13 protein-coding genes are annotated in these 16,722 nt (G+C 71.5%); 6 read left to right on the forward strand and 7 right to left on the reverse strand.

The genetic code is table 11. The annotated features are described in order from the left end of the window. Positions 1-3: 3 nt before the first annotated feature. Positions 4-2,457, forward strand: a complete 2,454-nt coding sequence (locus MRBLMI1_RS04250) for a DNA gyrase/topoisomerase IV subunit A (RefSeq protein WP_367726906.1) — start codon at positions 4-6, stop codon at positions 2,455-2,457. A 130-nt stretch (positions 2,458-2,587) separates the two neighbouring features. Here MRBLMI1_RS04250 and MRBLMI1_RS04255 read toward each other — a convergent pair whose 3' ends face one another. Continuing rightward, positions 2,588-4,657, reverse strand: a complete 2,070-nt coding sequence (locus MRBLMI1_RS04255) for a DNA gyrase/topoisomerase IV subunit B (RefSeq protein ID WP_367726907.1) — start codon at positions 4,655-4,657, stop codon at positions 2,588-2,590. 167 nt (positions 4,658-4,824) lie between these two features. Between MRBLMI1_RS04255 and MRBLMI1_RS04260 the strand changes: the two genes are divergently transcribed. Continuing rightward, entirely contained in the window at positions 4,825-5,046 is a 222-nt protein-coding gene (locus tag MRBLMI1_RS04260; RefSeq protein ID WP_367726908.1) for a DUF7455 domain-containing protein, read from the forward strand. 106 nt (positions 5,047-5,152) lie between these two features. Here MRBLMI1_RS04260 and MRBLMI1_RS04265 read toward each other — a convergent pair whose 3' ends face one another. Both MRBLMI1_RS04265 and MRBLMI1_RS04270 read right to left on the reverse strand, forming a co-directional pair. Next, positions 5,153-6,190, reverse strand: a complete 1,038-nt coding sequence (locus MRBLMI1_RS04265) for an alanine racemase (protein ID WP_367726909.1) — start codon at positions 6,188-6,190, stop codon at positions 5,153-5,155. Beyond that, complete coding sequence (locus MRBLMI1_RS04270) at positions 6,187-6,822, reverse strand: alanine racemase C-terminal domain-containing protein (RefSeq protein WP_367726910.1); 636 nt, start codon at positions 6,820-6,822, stop codon at positions 6,187-6,189. Before MRBLMI1_RS04270 ends, MRBLMI1_RS04265 begins: the two co-directional genes overlap by 4 nt. Positions 6,823-6,867: 45 nt before the next feature. Here MRBLMI1_RS04270 and MRBLMI1_RS04275 point away from each other — a divergent pair, with 45 nt between their 5' ends. Beyond that, the gene (locus MRBLMI1_RS04275) at positions 6,868-7,890 is read left to right on the forward strand and encodes a sugar-transfer associated ATP-grasp domain-containing protein (protein ID WP_367726911.1); all 1,023 of its coding nucleotides are present in this window, start codon (positions 6,868-6,870) and stop codon (positions 7,888-7,890) included. A 135-nt stretch (positions 7,891-8,025) separates the two neighbouring features. On the opposite strand, the gene MRBLMI1_RS04280 is transcribed toward MRBLMI1_RS04275, so the two are convergent. The 3 genes from MRBLMI1_RS04280 to MRBLMI1_RS04290 all read right to left on the reverse strand — a co-directional run bounded on the left by MRBLMI1_RS04280 (position 8,026) and on the right by MRBLMI1_RS04290 (position 11,222). Continuing rightward, the gene (locus MRBLMI1_RS04280; RefSeq protein ID WP_367726912.1) at positions 8,026-8,724 is read right to left on the reverse strand and encodes a coenzyme F420-0:L-glutamate ligase; all 699 of its coding nucleotides are present in this window, start codon (positions 8,722-8,724) and stop codon (positions 8,026-8,028) included. Next, complete coding sequence (locus MRBLMI1_RS04285) at positions 8,721-10,043, reverse strand: RNA polymerase sigma factor (protein WP_367726913.1); 1,323 nt, start codon at positions 10,041-10,043, stop codon at positions 8,721-8,723. The genes MRBLMI1_RS04280 and MRBLMI1_RS04285 overlap by 4 nt, the downstream gene beginning before the upstream one ends. A gap of 252 nt (positions 10,044-10,295) precedes the next feature. Further along, on the reverse strand, positions 10,296-11,222 hold the full coding sequence (locus MRBLMI1_RS04290; RefSeq protein ID WP_367726914.1) for a proteasome assembly chaperone family protein: 927 nt from the start codon (positions 11,220-11,222) through the stop codon (positions 10,296-10,298). Between the two features lie 85 nt (positions 11,223-11,307). Here MRBLMI1_RS04290 and MRBLMI1_RS04295 point away from each other — a divergent pair, with 85 nt between their 5' ends. The 3 genes from MRBLMI1_RS04295 to sucB are packed head-to-tail and all read left to right on the forward strand — an operon-like array spanning position 11,308 to position 15,947. Further along, positions 11,308-12,774: a leucyl aminopeptidase gene (locus MRBLMI1_RS04295; protein WP_367726915.1), complete on the forward strand. Its 1,467-nt coding sequence runs from the start codon at positions 11,308-11,310 to the stop codon at positions 12,772-12,774. After that, positions 12,771-14,144, forward strand: a complete 1,374-nt coding sequence (lpdA, locus tag MRBLMI1_RS04300; protein ID WP_367726916.1) for a dihydrolipoyl dehydrogenase — start codon at positions 12,771-12,773, stop codon at positions 14,142-14,144. The genes MRBLMI1_RS04295 and lpdA overlap by 4 nt, the downstream gene beginning before the upstream one ends. A gap of 54 nt (positions 14,145-14,198) precedes the next feature. Beyond that, entirely contained in the window at positions 14,199-15,947 is a 1,749-nt protein-coding gene (gene sucB / locus MRBLMI1_RS04305) for a 2-oxoglutarate dehydrogenase, E2 component, dihydrolipoamide succinyltransferase (protein WP_367726917.1), read from the forward strand. Positions 15,948-15,964: 17 nt separating this feature from the next. Here sucB and MRBLMI1_RS04310 read toward each other — a convergent pair whose 3' ends face one another. Further along, entirely contained in the window at positions 15,965-16,693 is a 729-nt protein-coding gene (locus MRBLMI1_RS04310; protein WP_367726918.1) for a hypothetical protein, read from the reverse strand. Between the last annotated feature and the right edge of the window lie 29 nt (positions 16,694-16,722).

The following is a 16,722-nucleotide window of genomic DNA, read 5'->3' on the forward strand; positions in this document are numbered from 1 at the left end:
ACTATGCCCGATTCCCGTTCCTCCTCCCCTGTCGCCGAGCGCATCGAGGACGTCGATGTCTCCACCGAGATGCAGGGGTCGTTCCTGGAGTACGCCTACTCCGTCATCTACTCGCGCGCGCTCCCCGACGCGCGCGACGGGCTCAAGCCGGTTCAGCGCCGCATCCTCTACCAGATGGCCGAGATGGGTCTGCGTCCCGACCGCGGCCACGTGAAGAGCGCCCGCGTCGTCGGCGAGGTGATGGGAAAGCTCCACCCCCACGGCGACGCCCCCATCTACGACGCCCTCGTCCGCCTCGCCCAGCACTTCTCCCTGCGCGTGCCGCTCGTCGACGGGCACGGCAACTTCGGCTCCCTCGACGACGGCCCCGCCGCCCCCCGCTACACGGAGGCGCGTCTGGCCCCGCCCGCGCTGGCGCTGACCGAGAACCTCGACGAGGACGTCGTCGACTTCATCCCGAACTACGACGGCCAGTTCCAGCAGCCCGACGTCCTCCCCGCGGCGTTCCCGAACCTCCTCGTCAACGGCGCCACCGGCATCGCCGTCGGCATGGCGACGAACATGGCCCCGCACAACCTCGTGGAGGTGGTGGCGGCCGCGACCCATCTGCTGCGGCATCCCGAGGCCTCCGTCGAGGAGCTCATGGAGTTCGTCCCGGGCCCCGATCTGCCCTCCGGCGGGATCATCGTGGGCCTCGACGGCATCAAGGACGCGTACACCAACGGCCGCGGCAGCTTCCGCACGCGGGCGAAGGCGTCGATCGAGTCCCTCGGCCCGCGCCGTACCGGCATCGTCATCACCGAGCTGCCCTACCTCGTCGGTCCGGAGCGCGTGATCGAGAAGATCAAGGACGCGGTGCAGGCCAAGAAGCTGACCGGCATCGCCGACGTCACCGACCTGACCGACCGCAACAACGGGCTGCGCCTGGTGATCGGCATCAAGACCGGCTTCGACCCGAAGGCCGTCCTCGAGCACCTGTACCGCCTGACCCCGCTCGAGGACTCGTTCGGCATGAACAACGTCGCCCTCGTCGACGGTCAGCCGCAGACCCTCGGCCTGAAGGAGATGCTGCGGGTCTACCTCGACCACCGCATCCGCGTGGTCACGCGTCGCAGCGAGTTCCGCCTCGCGCGCAAGCGGGAGCGCCTGCACCTCGTCGAGGGACTCCTCATCGCGATCCTCGACATCGACGAGGTCATCCAGGTCATCCGCTCCTCCGACGACGGCGACGAGGCGCGCACGCGGCTGCAGGAGGTGTTCGACCTCTCGCACCCGCAGGCCGAGTACATCCTCGAGCTGCGCCTGCGCCGCCTGACGAAGTTCTCACGCATCGAGCTCGAGGCCGAGCGCGACCGACTGCAGGCCGAGATCGACGAGCTCGTCCGCCTGCTCGGCGACGACCTGCTGCTGCGCGACCAGGTCGCCCGGGAGCTGCAGGCCGCCGCGGACGCCTACGGCACCCCGCGGCGCACGATGCTCCTGAACGGCGGACCCGTGCAGCCGCGCTCGGCGAAGGCCGCGGCCGCCGCGGACCTGCAGATCGCGGACGCCCCGTGCCGTGTCTTCCTGTCGGCGACGGGCCGGATGATCCGCGCGGAGCTCTCCGCCGACGCTCCGGGGGGCGGGGTCGTCCCGCCGACCCGGCGCTCGAAGCACGACGCGGTGCGCTCGTCCGTGGACACGACCACCCGCGGCGACATCGGCGCGGTCACCTCCGCCGGACGCCTCGTCCGCTTCTCCCCCGTCGACCTGCCGTCGGTGCCGGGCAACTCCGTGCAGCTGGCCGCGGGCACCCGGGTCGAGCAGTACCTCCCCCTGGCCAAGGGCGAACAGGTCGTCGCCCTGGTCCCGCTGACGGACGGGCCGCCCATCGCCCTCGGCACCGCCCAGGGCGTGGTCAAGCGCGTCGCGGCGAGCGAGCTGGGGACGAAGCCCGACATCGAGATCATCGCGCTGCGCAACGGCGACCGCGTGGTCGGCGCCGCGCCGGCCTCCGACGGGGCCGAGCTCGTGTTCGTCGCCGCCGACGCCCAGCTGCTGCGGTTCGACGCCTCCTCGGTCCGGCCGCAGGGACGGTCGGCGGGCGGCATGGCCGGCATCCGTCTCGCCGACGACGTGGAAGTCATCTCGTTCTCGGTCGTCGGAGCGTCGGCGTTCGACGCCGTCGTCGTGACCATCGCCGGCAGCAGCAGCGCCCTGCCGGGCACCGACGCGGGCAGCGCCAAGGTGTCGGCGTTCAGCGAGTTCCCCGCCAAGGGGCGGGCCACGGGCGGGGTGCGCGCGCAGCGCCTGCTGCGCGGCGAGGACGCGCTCGTGCTGGCCTGGGTCGGAACCGACCCGCGCGCGGTGGGTCCGGACGGCGCGGCGCGCACACTCCCCGACGCCGGCGCGAAGAGGGATGCCTCGGGTCAGCCGCTCGATGCGGTCGTCGCCGCGGTGGGCACGACCGTCCGCTGACCCCGCGCCACCCACTCCCGCGCTGACTGAGCTTCTGCGCTGACTGGGCGCAGATGTACACGACACAGCCGTGTCGACGTGCATCTGCGCCCAGTCAGCGCTCGGCGACAGGCCAACCCGGGGGCTCGGGTCAGACGTCGATGCGCTCGCGCGACAGACGGTCGCTGGAGTCCACGATGAACTCCCGGCGCGGGGCGACGTCGCTGCCCATGAGCAGGTCGAACACCTGGGCCGCGGACTCGATGTCCTTCACCTGCACGCGGCGGAGGGTGCGGCCGGCCCGGTCCATCGTGGTGGTCGCGAGCTGGTCGGCATCCATCTCGCCGAGGCCCTTGTAGCGCTGGACCGGCTCCTGCCAGCGCTTGTTCGACCGCTTGAGCCGGGTGAGCAGGGCGTGCAGCTCCTGCTCGCTGTACGTGTAGATGGTCTCGTTGGGCTTCGACCCCGGGTTCATGACGATCACGCGGTGCAGCGGCGGAACGGCGGCGAACACGCGACCCGCCTCGACCAGCGGGCGCATGTAGCGGAAGAACAGCGTCAGCAGCAGCGTCCGGATGTGCGCCCCGTCGACGTCGGCATCGCTCATCAGGATGATCTTGCCGTAGCGCGCGGCGTCGAGGTCGAACGAGCGCCCCGACCCGGCGCCGATCACCTGGATGATCGACGCGCATTCGGCATTCGACAGCATGTCGCTGATCGACGCTTTCTGCGTGTTGAGGATCTTTCCGCGAATGGGCAGCAGCGCCTGATATTCGCTGTTGCGAGCGTCTTTGGCGGTACCCAGCGCGGAATTGCCCTCCACGATGAACAGCTCGGAGTCGGCCACGTCGTTGGACCGGCAGTCGACGAGCTTCGACGGCAGCGAGGACGACTCCAGCGCGTTCTTGCGACGCTGCGTCTCTTTGTGAGTGCGCGCCGAGATGCGCGCCTTCATCTCCGACACGACCTTCTCGAGCAGCAGCGACGTCTGCGCCTTGTCGTCGCGCTTGGGCGACGAGAAGCGCGCCGCGAGCTCGGAGGAGACGACGGATGCCACGATCTGGCGCACCGCGGGGGTGCCGAGCACCTCCTTGGTCTGTCCCTCGAACTGCGGCTCCGGCAGACGGACGGTCAGCACCGCGGTGAGCCCGGCGAGGATGTCGTCCTTCTCGATCTTGTCGTTGCCGACTTTCAGCTTGCGGGCGTTCTGCTCGATCTGGCTGCGCAGCACCTTCATCAGGCCCTGCTCGAAGCCCTGCTGGTGCGTGCCGCCCTTCGGCGTGGCGATGATGTTGACGAACGACCGCGACGATGTCTCGTAACCCGTGCCCCAGCGCACCGCGACATCGACCTCGCACTCGCGCTTCACCTCGGTGGGGACCATCGCCCCGTTGGGCTGCAGCACCGGGACGGTCTCGGTGAACGAGCCGGTGCCGGTCAGACGCCAGGTGTCGGTGATCGCGGCATCCGGAGCCAGGAAGCCGGCGAACTCCGAGATGCCGCCGTCGAAGCGGTAGCTCGTCTCGACCGGCTCCTCGGCGCGCTCGTCGCGGATGACGATCTCGAGTCCGGGGACGAGGAACGCCGTCTGACGAGCGCGCTGCACGAGCTCGTCGAGCCCGAACGCCGCGTCGCGCGTGAAGATCTGACGGTCGGCCCAGTAGCGGATCCGCGTCCCGGTGACGCCCTTGGCGGCCTTGCCGACGACGCGGAGCTCGCTGCTGCGCTCGTACGGGGTGAACGCCGAGTCGGGGGCGTCGCCGGCGAACGTGCCGGGCTCGCCGCGGTGGAACGACATCGCGTAGGTCTTGCCGGCGCGGTCGACCTCGACGTCGAGCCGCTCCGAGAGGGCGTTGACGACGGACGCGCCGACGCCGTGCAGTCCGCCGGAGGCCGCATACGAGCCGCCGCCGAACTTGCCGCCGGCGTGCAGCTTCGTGAAGACGACCTCCACGCCCGACAGGCCCGTGCGGGGCTCGATGTCGACCGGGATGCCGCGGGCGCGGTCGCGCACCTCGACGCTGCCGTCGGCGTGCAGGAGGATCTCGATGCGCGAGCCGAAGCCGCCGAGGGCCTCGTCCACGGAGTTGTCGATGATCTCCCACAGGCAGTGCATGAGGCCGCGGGAGTCGGTGGACCCGATGTACATGCCCGGGCGCTTGCGGACCGCCTCGAGGCCCTCGAGGACCTGGAGGTGATGGGCGGAATACTCGGAAGTCACGGTTCTCCAGACTAATCGCCGGGTACGACATCCCTGAGCAGACGCGCGGCCGCCCGGGGCCGCCGTACGCGTACAGCGAAATGTGATCAACCGTCGGCATAGACGAAACATCCGCGTGGTTGTATGTGATGACTCGCCCCACCAATCATCCGAGGAGGGCACCCGAAATGACCACCACGACTGCAACCGACGCGTCCGCCGTCCTCGAGCACCGTCTGACCGCCGCGGATCGCTGCGACTCGTGCGGCGCGCAGGCCTACATCGCCGCCGAAGTGAACGGCAGCGAACTGCTGTTCTGCGCTCACCACGGCCGCAAGTACGAGGAGAAGCTCCGCGCCGTCGCCACCTCGTGGCACGACGAGACCGCGCGTCTCTCCGCCGCGGACTGAGAACGATCCAGAAGGACCCCGCCTCGCTCACCCAGCGACGCGGGGTCCTTCTGCGTGCCGGCGCGGGCTGCGGCTGACGGGCCCGCACGGACGCCGGTGACCCGGGTCAGCCCTCGTAGACGCGCGGCAGCACGGGCGAGACGCGCAGCGCGATCTCCTCGCCGATGGTGTCCACGAGCTCGGCCAGATCCGTCGCCGTGACCTCGGCGCCGCCGCCGAACACGGCTACCCGCTGCCCGCGCTGCGCACCGGGCCACGGATCCACGACGAGACGCGTCGGCTCGATCCCGCGCACGCGGCGCGGACCGGCGAGGGTCCGGACGTCGAAGCGTCCGGCGAGGGTCTGCGGCAGCCCGTGCAGGCTTCCCACGTCGAGGTGCACCGCCGTGTCCGCGACGTCGAGGACGGCGGCATCCACGGTCCCGATGGGGCGGATGCCGAGCTCGACGTCGGAGGGACCGCCGGCGGGACGGATGCCGTACGAGAACGCGCCGATGCGGACGAGGTCCTCGCGGAACGGCGCGCGCGCGAACCCGGCGGCGCTGGCGGCGAGGTGGGCCACGGCGGGCGTCAGGCCCCGGGCGGCGGCGGCCTCGCGCGCGGCGAGGAAGAGGGCGCGGGCGTCGTCGTCGTCCTCGTCGGACGCCTCGGAGATGTGCGACCAGATGCCCGTCAGCTCCGCGCGCCCCGCGGCGACGAGGGCGACGACGGTGTCGAGGGCGGCATCCCAGCGTTCCGGGCGGATGCCGTTGCGGTGCAGCCCCGTGTCGATCTTGAGGTGCACGCGGGCCGGGGGCCCCCCTGCGGGAAGGGCCTCGAGCGCGTCGAGGAGCGCCTGGTCGCCGATTCCGAGGTCGAGTCCGGCGGCGGCACCCGTCGCGAGGTCGTCGGCGCCGCCGAGCAGCCACACGAAGATGCGCACATCGGGGCCGAGAGTCTCCCGCACCGCCACCCCCGTCTCGACGTCGAAGGCGCCGAACCAGCGCACGCCCTCGTCACGGGCGCGGGTGACGATCGCCGCGAGACCGTGGGCGTACGCGTCGTCCTTGACGACGAGCATGTGCTCCGCCGGCGCGACGGTCTCGCGGATGCGGCGGAGGTTGTCGGCGAAGGCGCCGAGGTCGACGCGGTAGACGGCGCTCACACGACCACCTCGCGGCGCGCCCGGGCCCCCACGGTCGCGACGATCTCACCGGCGCCGAGGCCGGTGGCATCCATCCACTCCCCCAGCGTCGGGTCGCCCTCCGCCGCATCGCCGAAGTAGACGACCTCGGAGCCCCACGGGATCGGGGATCCCACGTCGACGACGCAGACGTCCATCGCGACGCGGCCGACGATGCGATGCCGGCGTCCGGCGATGCCGACGCTGACCGCGTTGCCGAGCGAGCGGACCACCCCTTGCGCGTAGCCGCCCGTCACGAGCGCGACGACCGTGTCCGCCGGGGCCCGGTGCGTGTAGCCGTACGAGACGCCCTCGCCGGCCAGCAACGGCTTGCAGCCGAGCACGCGTCCGCGCAGCGACATCACCGGGCGGGTCCCGCTCCCCGGCAGGCCGAAGAGCGCCTCCGGACGGAGCCCGTCCGGCGCGATGTCGAGGGCGGACAGGGTGGATGCCACCCACTCCGCGCCGTGCCCCCACGCGTCGGCCGCGAGCACATCGCCGCCGGCGGCCGATCCCGCGAGGAGGGCGTTGGCGCGGAGGTTCGCCGCGGAGAGCCGCGCGACGGGACGGACCGCCGCGCCGCCGCCGAGGTGCAGAGCGGGCGCGGAGGTCACGCCATCTAGACTATCCGGGTCCCTGCCGCCGACTCCGGAGCCTGTATGCCGAACCAGGGTTTCTCCCTCGCCCCCCGCCTCCGCTACCTCGCCGGACGCGCCCGCCGCATCGACGTCGGATCGGTGGTCGAGCGCGCCAAAGAGGCGTCCGCCCAGCACGGCAAGGCGCTGCCGCTCGTCGTCGCCGACATGCTGTTCCAGGCGGGCGTGAAGAACGTCGGCTTCCAGGACTACATCGACTACGACTTCGCGATCCTCTCCCCCGCGGAGCGCGCCACGTACATGACGCACCCGGTGTCGAACCAGATCTCGCAGAAGTACGACCACCCCGACTACCGCGGGATCTTCCAGGACAAGGTCGCCTTCGACCGTCGCTTCAGCGACTTCCTGCGCCGCGAGTGGATGGTCGTGGAGCCCGGCAACGCCGACGAGCTGCGCGCCTTCACCGAGCGGCTCGGCACCATCGTGACGAAGGAGCCGGTCGGCCAGGCCGGAACGGGTGTGCACCGCTACCACGCCGCCGAGGTGGACGACTGGGACGGCTTCCACCGCGGTCTGCTCGAGCGCGGCGAGATCCTCGTCGAAGAGGTCATCCGCCAGCACCCCGACCTCGCGGCGGTCTGCCCCGGGACGGTCAACACCACGCGCGTGACCGCGTTCTTCGACGGGACGACCACGCACATCCTCGCCATCGCGCAGAAGTTCGGCCGCGGCGCGGTCAGCGATCAGATGACCTTCGGCGGCTTCTACACGATGCTCGACGACGAGGGCCGCGCGTTCGGACCGGGCTACGACTCCCACGGCCACGTGCACGAGCTGCATCCCGACTCCGGCGTGCGCATCGCCGACTTCCAGCTGCCGATGATGGATGAGGTCCGCGCCTTCGTCGACCAGGTCGCCCGCGTCGTGCCGCAGGTGCAGTACGTCGGATGGGACATCGTCGTCGGCCCCGACGGCCCCGTCCTCGTCGAGGGGAACTGGGGCGCCGGCGTGTACGAGAACAAGCCGAGCGTCACCGGCATCCGCACGGGGCACAAGCCGCGCTATCAGGCCGCGATCGGCTTCTGATCCCGGATGCCGCGACGGCCCGCTCCCGTGAGGGGGCGGGCCGTCGCCGTTCCGAACCCTGCGTGATCGGCCGGTGGCATCCGGATGCCACGAAGGCCCGCCCCGAGAACGGGACGGGCCTTCCGAGCGGAGCTGTCAGCTGCGGCGGACGATGCCCAGCGGCGTGGACTCGTGGCCCTGGCCGAGCGGGTTGTCCTTGAGGATCGCGACGAGGCGCTTCTCGCCGGCCTTGTCCATCGTGGAGCCGAGGATGTTGCCGCCGAGGTCGTTGATGTCGACGACCGCGACCTGCGCGTCGACGCCGAGCAGCGACTTCAGGTGGGCGGCGACCTCACGAGGACGCTCCGGACCCAGCACGACCGCCTGGTTGTACGGCGGGATGGTGCCCTTGGTCGGCCCGTCGATGGCGCGGGCCTTGTCGCCGGCGATCCGGTAGAAGTCGCCCTTGCGACCGAGCGCCTTGGTGACGGCGGCGACGGCCGCCGCGACGAGGATGCGGGGAGTCCCGCACTCGCGCAGCGCCATCTCCATCGTCTCGGGCATGCCGAGACCGATGCCGTACGGCGTGCGGGTGACGTACTTCGACAGGAACAGCGCCAGCTTGCGGGGCTTGATCGAGTCGAGCTTGTACGAGCGGCCCTGCGTGATCGCGACGATCTTCTCGGTGACGAACAGCAGGTCGCCCGGCTGCACGGCATCCTTCGCGTACTCGAGGATGAACGCGTCGAGGTCGTCGCCCGGCATGACGACCCGCGTGCGGATCGGGATGCGGGCGTACGACGTGCCCTCGACGGTGACGGTGAGCGCCTTGCCGGCGTTGGCCTGCCCGCTCATTCGAGGTAGTCCCGGAGCGACTGCGAGCGGCTGGGGTGACGCAGCTTCGCCATGGTCTTCGACTCGATCTGGCGGATGCGCTCGCGCGTGACGCCGAACGTGTCGCCGATCTGGTCGAGGGTCTTGGGCTGGCCGTCGCCGAGGCCGAAGCGCATGCGGATCACGCCCGCCTCGCGCTCGCTGAGCGAGTCCAGGAGCGACTCGAGCTGGCGCTGCAGCATGGTGAAGCCGACCGCGTCCGCGGGCACGACCGCCTCGGTGTCCTCGATGAGGTCGCCGAACTCGCTGTCGCCGTCCTCACCGAGAGGCGTGTGCAGCGAGATGGGCTCGCGGCCGTACTTCTGCACCTCGATGACCTTCTCGGGGGTCATGTCGAGCTCGCGGCTGAGCTCCTCGGGCGTGGGCTCGCGACCGAGGTCCTGCAGCATCTGGCGCTGCACGCGGGCCAGCTTGTTGATGACCTCGACCATGTGGACCGGGATGCGGATGGTGCGCGCCTGGTCGGCCATGGCGCGGGTGATGGCCTGACGGATCCACCACGTCGCGTAGGTCGAGAACTTGAAGCCCTTGGTGTAGTCGAACTTCTCGACCGCACGGATCAGACCGAGGTTGCCCTCCTGGATGAGGTCCAGGAACTGCATGCCGCGACCCGTGTAGCGCTTGGCCAGCGAGACCACGAGGCGGAGGTTGGCGCCGAGCAGGTGGCTCTTCGCGCGCTGTCCGTCACGGGCGACCCACTGCAGGTCGAGACCGAGCTGGTTGGACTTCTCCGCCGCCGACATGTGCGACAGCTTCTCCTCGGCGAACAGACCCGCCTCGATGCGCATCGCGAGCTCGACCTCTTCGGCCGCGTTCAGCAGGGGGACTTTACCGATCTGCTTCAGGTAGTCCTTGACGGGGTCCGCCGTCGCGCCCGTGATCTGGGCCGAGTAGACGGGGACGTCGTCCTCGTCGCTCGAGGAGATGACGATCGCACCCTGCGGCAGCACCTCGGCGGGCGCTGCGGGCGTCTCGTCGTCGTCATCCTCGGAGTCGGACTTCTTCTTCGCGTCGGCCTTCGTGTCGTCGGCGTCGTCCGCGTCGGTGTCGTCGCTGTCGTCCGCGGACTCCAGGTCCTCCTCGACGTCCTCCTCGATCTCTTCCTCGTCGAGGTCGTCGTCCTTCTTCGCCTTGGTCTTGGCCTTGGCGGGCGCCGCCTTGGACTTGGCGGGAGCCTTCTTCGCGGGCGTCTTCTTCGACGCCGTCACGGTCTCCTCGGTCGTGTCGAGGTCGGTGTCCTTCGCACTCCGGGAGCGGGTCTTGGTTGTCGTGCTCGCCACGTTTCGCCTTTCACCGGGAACGTGCGCGCACGGCCGCCGGTCGGTTCTCGGACACTAGTAAGACCCTTGTCAAGTCCCATCCGTGGAGCTGGGCTCCCGGACCGGTCGACAACGGGTCAGGTTCTTCATTGTCTCACATCCTCGGGCCGGGACTTGACGCGGACCGGGGATATATGCGTATGCAACGTTCGCGAGACGGCAGGAATTCCCGGATGCCGCCTCCCGGCGCTCCGCCTGCGCTCCGGTGCCGCGTCAGCCGAGTCGGCCGCGGCGATCGTCGTCGCCGGGACGCGACGCGAGGAAGCGTTCCAGCTCCGCCGCGAGCTCGTCGGCGCTGGGCAGGTCGCCCGTGTGGATGATGGGCGTCGCGTGCGTGGAACCGGCCATGTAGGAGTCGTACCGCTCCTCGAGGCCCTGCAGCATGCGGGTCAGCTCCTCGCTGTTCTCCACCTGCTCCCCGACCTTCTCCAGGAACTCGCGGTTCTCCTCGCGGAGGACGTCGCCGGCGAAGACCAGCCCCGTGGCGACGGTCAGGCTGTCCAGCGCCGCGAGGGCGGCGGCCGGGTACTCCGTGTCGCCCAGGTAGTGAGGCACCAGGAGCGCGAATCCGGCGATCTTGGCCCCCGCCTCGGCGAAGCGGTACTCCAGGAGGTGCCCGGCGGTCGCGGGGATCTGCGTGCGCGGACGCCAGATGGAGTGCGCCTCGGCGAGGTCGGCGCGCGTGCCGCTCACTGTCGTGCCGATCGGCCGCGTGTGCGGGACCGGCATGGGGATGGCGTGCACCCACGTCACCGAGGACACCTGCAGTCCCGCGCTCAGCTCGAGCACGGTCTCGGCGAACGCCTCCCAGAGGAAGTCGGGCTCGTACCCGGCCAGGAGGAGGAACGGGTGGCCGAGCGTGTCGTGGGCGAGGGAGAGCTCGAGACGCGGCGGACGGAAATCGGTGAGGTGGTCCTCGTCGAAGCTGATGAGCGGCCGACGGGCACGATAGTCGAGCAGGACGTCGTTGTCGAAGACGTAGAGCGCGTTGGGATCGAGGTCGTCGCGGAAGTACTCGACCAGGCGCGTCACCGCTCCCCCGGCGTCGGTGAAGCCGGTCAGGGCGACGACGAGCGGAAGGCCCGAGGGCACCGGCGGCGCGGCGGGGGCGCGATCGTACAGCGGTGCGGAATACGGCATGTCCCCACTCTACGAGCCGCTTCCGACAGGCGGACCCGGTGCGTCCCGCTGCTAGCGAACAGGGGCCGAACCTAGGATGGAGGGCATGCCGTTCCCCTCCGTGGCGCACACCAGCGCTCCCCTCATCGAGTCCGACGCGGATGCCCTGCTCCTCCTGATCGACAAGAACGACGAGCGGGGACCGGACCCCGACGGGTGGGACGGGCTCTTCGCCGCCCTCTCCGCCGTCGGATTCACCGGTGCCGCGGGCTCGTTCCAGCGCGTGCACGTGCCGGGCGTGTCGACCCCGGTGGCGGTCGCCGGCGCGGGCGCGTCCCCGGATGCCGCCGCCCTCCGCGACGCGGCGGGGACCGGCCTGCGCCTGCTGACCGGCTTCTCCCACGTCGCCGTCCAGTCCCTCGTCGACGCCCCGTGGCGACCGGTCGCCGAGGGCGCCGCGCTCGGCGGCTATCGCTTCGCCGGCTACAAGGCGGACGGCCCCAAGCAGCGCGCGGAGCGCGTGACCGTGCACACCGGCGAGGCCCCGAGCGAGGCGGACGTCGCGGCGGTCGCCGCGGTGTCCGGTGCCGTCGCCCTGGTCAAGGACCTCGTGACCACCCCGGCCGAGTGGCTGGGGCCGGCCGACTTCGCCGCCGCCGCCACCGAGGCCGTCGCCGGTCTCCCGGTCGAGGTCGAGGTGCTCGACGAGGCGGCCCTGCGCGACGGCGGGTACGGCGGCATCCTCGGCGTCGGTCAGGGTTCCGACCGACCGCCGCGCATGGTGCGCCTGGACTACGCCCCGGCGGGCGCCGAGCGTCACGTCGCCCTCGTCGGCAAGGGCATCACCTTCGACACCGGCGGACTGTCGCTCAAGCCCGCGGCATCCATGGTCGGGATGAAGTACGACATGTGCGGCGCCGCCACCGTCCTGGCCGTGGTGAAGGCGGCCGCGGAGATGCAGCTGCCGGTGCACGTCACCGCGTGGCTCTGCATCGCCGACAACATGCCCTCGGGACGCGCCATCCGTCCCGGCGACGTGCTGCGCACGCTGGACGGCACGACCGTGGAGGTGCTCAACACCGACGCCGAGGGACGTCTGGTCCTCGCCGACGGTCTCGCCGCGGCGAGCCGGCAGCACCCGGACCTCATCGTCGACGTCGCGACCCTCACCGGCGCGATCACCGTCGCGCTCGGCACCCGCCACACGGGCGTCATGGGCGGCGACGAGGCGGTGGCCGAGTACCTCGCCGCCTCCGGCTCCGCCGGGGAGCTCGCGTGGCAGCTGCCGCTGCCCGCCCACATGGTCGACGACCTCGACTCCCCCATCGCCGACCTGCAGAACGCCAAGATCGGCGACCCGGCCGGCGGCTCGCTGTTCGCCGGACTCTTCCTGCGCCACTTCGTCGGGCGCGTGTCCGAGGACGCGGACGCCCCGCGCATCCCGTGGGTGCACCTCGACATCGCCGGCGTGGGGATGAACAAGGCGGCGCCCTTCGGGTACACCGACAAGGGCGTCACGGGCGCGACCGTCCGCACGCTGGTCGAGCTGCTCGCGGCGGGCGCGGCGCGATGACCGAGCACCGCGCCGACGTCGTCGTCCTCGGGGGCGGCAGCGGCGGGTACGCGGCGGCTCTCCGGCTCGCCGAGCTCGGCAAGGACGTCGTCCTCGTCGAGAAGGACAAGCTGGGCGGGACCTGCCTGCACCGCGGGTGCATCCCCACCAAGGCGCTGCTCCACGCCGGCGAGGTCGCCGACGCGGCACGCGGGGCCGCCGACATCGGCGTGCACGCGAGTTTCGACGGCATCGACATCGCCAAGGTCCGCGCTTATCGCGAGGGGATCGTCGCGAAGAAGTTCAAAGGCCTCGAAGGACTGATCTCGACCCGCGGCATCCGTGTCGTCGCCGGAGAGGGCACGCTCGAGGCGGGCCCCGCGGTCCGCGTCGGCGAGGACCTCTACCGCGGGACGGACGTCATCCTGGCGACCGGCTCCTACAGCCGCAGTCTCCCCGGTCTCGAGATCGGCGGCCGTGTGCTCACGAGTGAGCAGGCCCTCGACCTCGACGAGGTCCCGGACCGCGTCGTCGTGCTCGGCGGGGGCGTCATCGGGGTCGAGTTCGCGAGCGTATGGCGGTCGTTCGGCGTCGACGTCACCATCGTCGAGGCCCTGCCCCACCTGCTGCCCGCGGAGGACGTGTCGTCGAGCAAGGCGCTCGAACGCGCGTTCCGCAAGCGCGGCGTCTCCTTCCAGCTCGGCCGCCGCTTCGCGTCCCTCACGCAGACCGACACGGATGTCACGGTGCAGCTCGACGACGGCTCGGCCGTGACCGCGGACTACGTGCTCGTCGCCGTCGGGCGCGGACCGTCGACGTCCGGACTGGGCTACGAGGAGGCCGGAGTCATCCTTGAGCGGGGCTTCGTGCGGACGGACGACCGTCTGCGGACGGCGGCCCCGCACGTCTGGGCCGTCGGCGACATCGTCCCCGGGCTCCAGCTCGCGCACCGCGGCTTCCAGCAGGGCATCTTCGTGGCCGAGGAGATCGCCGGGCTCGCGCCCGTCGTCGTCTCCGACGTCGACGTGCCGCGTGTGGCGTACTCCCACCCCGAGGTCGCCTCGGTCGGGCTCACGGAAGCGCAGGCCGTCGAACGCCACGGAGCCGACGCCGTCAAGGCGTACGAGTACAACCTCGCGGGCAACGGCCGCAGCGAGATCCTGGGCACGTCTGGCATCGTCAAGATCGTCCGCCGCGTCGACGGCCCCGTCCTCGGGGCCCATCTCGTCGGCGATCGCGTCGGCGAGCTCATCTCGGAGGCCCAGCTCGCCGTCGGCTGGGAGGCGCACCCCGAGGACATCGCACCGTTCGTCCACGCGCACCCCACACAGAGCGAGGCGCTCGGCGAAGCCTTCCTGGCGCTGGCCGGCAAGCCGCTGCACGCACTCTGATCCCCAACCCGTCACTAAGCTAGTTACCGCATCCGGTACGAAGGAGACATACCCATGAGCACTTCCGTCGTCCTCCCCGCTCTCGGCGAGAGCGTGACCGAGGGAACGGTCACCCGCTGGCTCAAGCAGGTCGGTGACACCGTCCAGGAGGACGAGGGTCTGCTGGAGATCTCGACCGACAAGGTCGACACCGAGATCCCCTCGCCCGTCTCGGGCGTGATCGAGGAGATCCTCGTCCAGGAGGACGAGACCGTCGAGGTCGGCGCCGTCCTCGCCAAGATCGGTGACGGCTCGGGCGCCGCGTCCTCGGACGACGCCCCGCAGAGCGCGCCCGCCCAGCAGGAGGCCGCCCCGGCCGAGGAGCCCGCCGCACCCGCGGAGGCCGCCCCCGCCGAGCAGCCCGCCGCCGAGCAGCCGGCCCCGGCGTCGTCCGGCTCGGACTCGGGCGACTCCACCGAGGTGAAGCTGCCCGAGCTGGGCGAGAGCGTCACCGAGGGCACCGTCACCCGCTGGCTGAAGTCGGTCGGCGACGACGTCGCCGTCGACGAGCCGCTCCTGGAGATCTCGACCGACAAGGTCGACACCGAGATCCCGTCGCCGGTCGCCGGCACGCTGCAGGAGATCCTCGTCCAGGAGGACGAGACCGTCGAGGTCGGTGCAGCGCTCGCCCGCATCGGCAGCGGCGCCCCGGCCGCGTCCGAGGCCCCCGCCCCCGCCCCCGAGCAGCCCAAGGCCGAGGAGCCGAAGGCCGAGGAGCCCGCGCCCGCGCCGGAGAAGCCGGCGGAGCAGCCCGCGCCCGCCGCCGAGAAGCCCGCCGCCCAGCCCGCGCCCGCCGCCGAGAAGCCCGCCGCCCAGCCCGCTCCCGCCGCGTCGTCCAACGACGAGGTCACCTACGTCACCCCGCTCGTGCGCCGTCTCGCGCAGCAGCAGGGCGTCGACCTCGCCTCCGTCACCGGTACCGGTGTCGGCGGACGCATCCGCAAGGAGGACGTGCTGAAGGCCGCCGAGGCCGCGAAGTCCGCTCCCGCCGCCGAGTCGGCTCCGGCTCCCGCCGCTGCGGCCTCGTCCGCACCGGTCGAGGTCTCGCCGCTGCGCGGGACGACGCAGAAGATGTCGCGTCTGCGCAAGGTCATCGCCGAGCGCGCCGTGGCGTCGATGCAGGCCACCGCTCAGCTGACGACGGTCGTGGAGGTCGACGTCACCAAGCTGTCGGCGCTGCGCGACCGTGTGAAGGGCGACTTCCAGCAGAAGACCGGCGACAAGCTGTCCTTCCTGCCGTTCTTCGCGATCGCCGCCGTCGAGGCGCTCAAGACCTACCCGATCATCAACTCGACGGTCGAGGGCGACGAGATCGTCTACCCCTCGAGCGAGAACATCTCGATCGCGGTCGACACCGAGCGCGGTCTGCTGACGCCGGTGGTCAAGGAGGCCGGCGACAAGAACATCGCGCAGCTCGCTCGCGAGATCGCCGACCTGGCCGCGCGCACCCGTGACAACAAGCTGAAGCCGGACGAGCTCGCGGGCGGCACCTTCACGCTGACCAACACCGGTTCGCGTGGGGCGCTGTTCGACACCCCGATCGTCTTCCTGCCGCAGTCGGCCATCCTCGGTCTCGGCGCGGTCGTGAAGAAGCCCGGCGTGGTCTCGGTCGACGGCAAGGACGCGTTCGCGGTGCGCTCGTACGTGTACCTGGCTCTGTCGTACGACCACCGCATCATCGACGGTGCCGACGCCGCCCGCTTCCTCGGCGCGGTGAAGACCCGCCTCGAGGCGGCGCAGTTCGAGGGCGACCTGGGTATCTGACCCCGCCCCAGACCGGCTCATGATGGCTGGTCCGTGATCGCTCCGGCGGCGCGGACCAGCCATCTGTCGTTCACGCGGACGAGCGTGACGTACTGTCGTCGTCCAGACACCTCGAGGCGCAGCACCACGAGTCCACCGAAGTCGTCGACGAGCGCCATGCTCGCGCCGGCCGGCGGCAGCAGCTCCGGCTCGTCCGGGGACGGTGGGGCCTCGCGCAGCGGGGCGAGGCAGACGGTGTCGGACCCGCAGGCTCCCGCCGCCTCGACGACTCGCCGTATCCCGTTCGGGACAGCGCCGTCCGAGGACACGTCCGGGGCCGCCGACGGGCCGAGGTCCGCCACGGCATCGTCCACGTCATCGCCCTGCACGGGCCGGTCGGCGACGCTCCCGCCCGTCACGCCCGGCGTCGCGCCCCCGCCATCGCCCGGCCCCGCGATGGCCGTGACGCCGACGGCCACCACGGCCGCGAGGACAGCCGCAGCCGCCCACAGGACGACACGACGCCGCGAGGATGCCGGCGCCCGGCGGCGCCATCGCCTGCGTGCGTCGCGGAGGGCCGCGGCGACGGCTGTCCGGAGGTCGGCGTCCACGAGGGCCAGCAGTCCCGTCGACCCGCCCGCGTCCTCCTCGGGGTCGTCGGCGACGACCGGGCGCAGAGGACCGAGAACGAGTGGGCGCGGCTCCCCCAGACGGAACACCCGCTCCTCCGCAGCTGACGCCGCGGCGGTCGACGGTCGCTCCAACACGCGGCGGACCTCGGCGACCACCGCGTCGA

It is taken from the genome of Microbacterium sp. LMI1-1-1.1 (assembly GCF_040815675.1).
Lineage (GTDB): Bacteria > Actinomycetota > Actinomycetes > Actinomycetales > Microbacteriaceae > Microbacterium.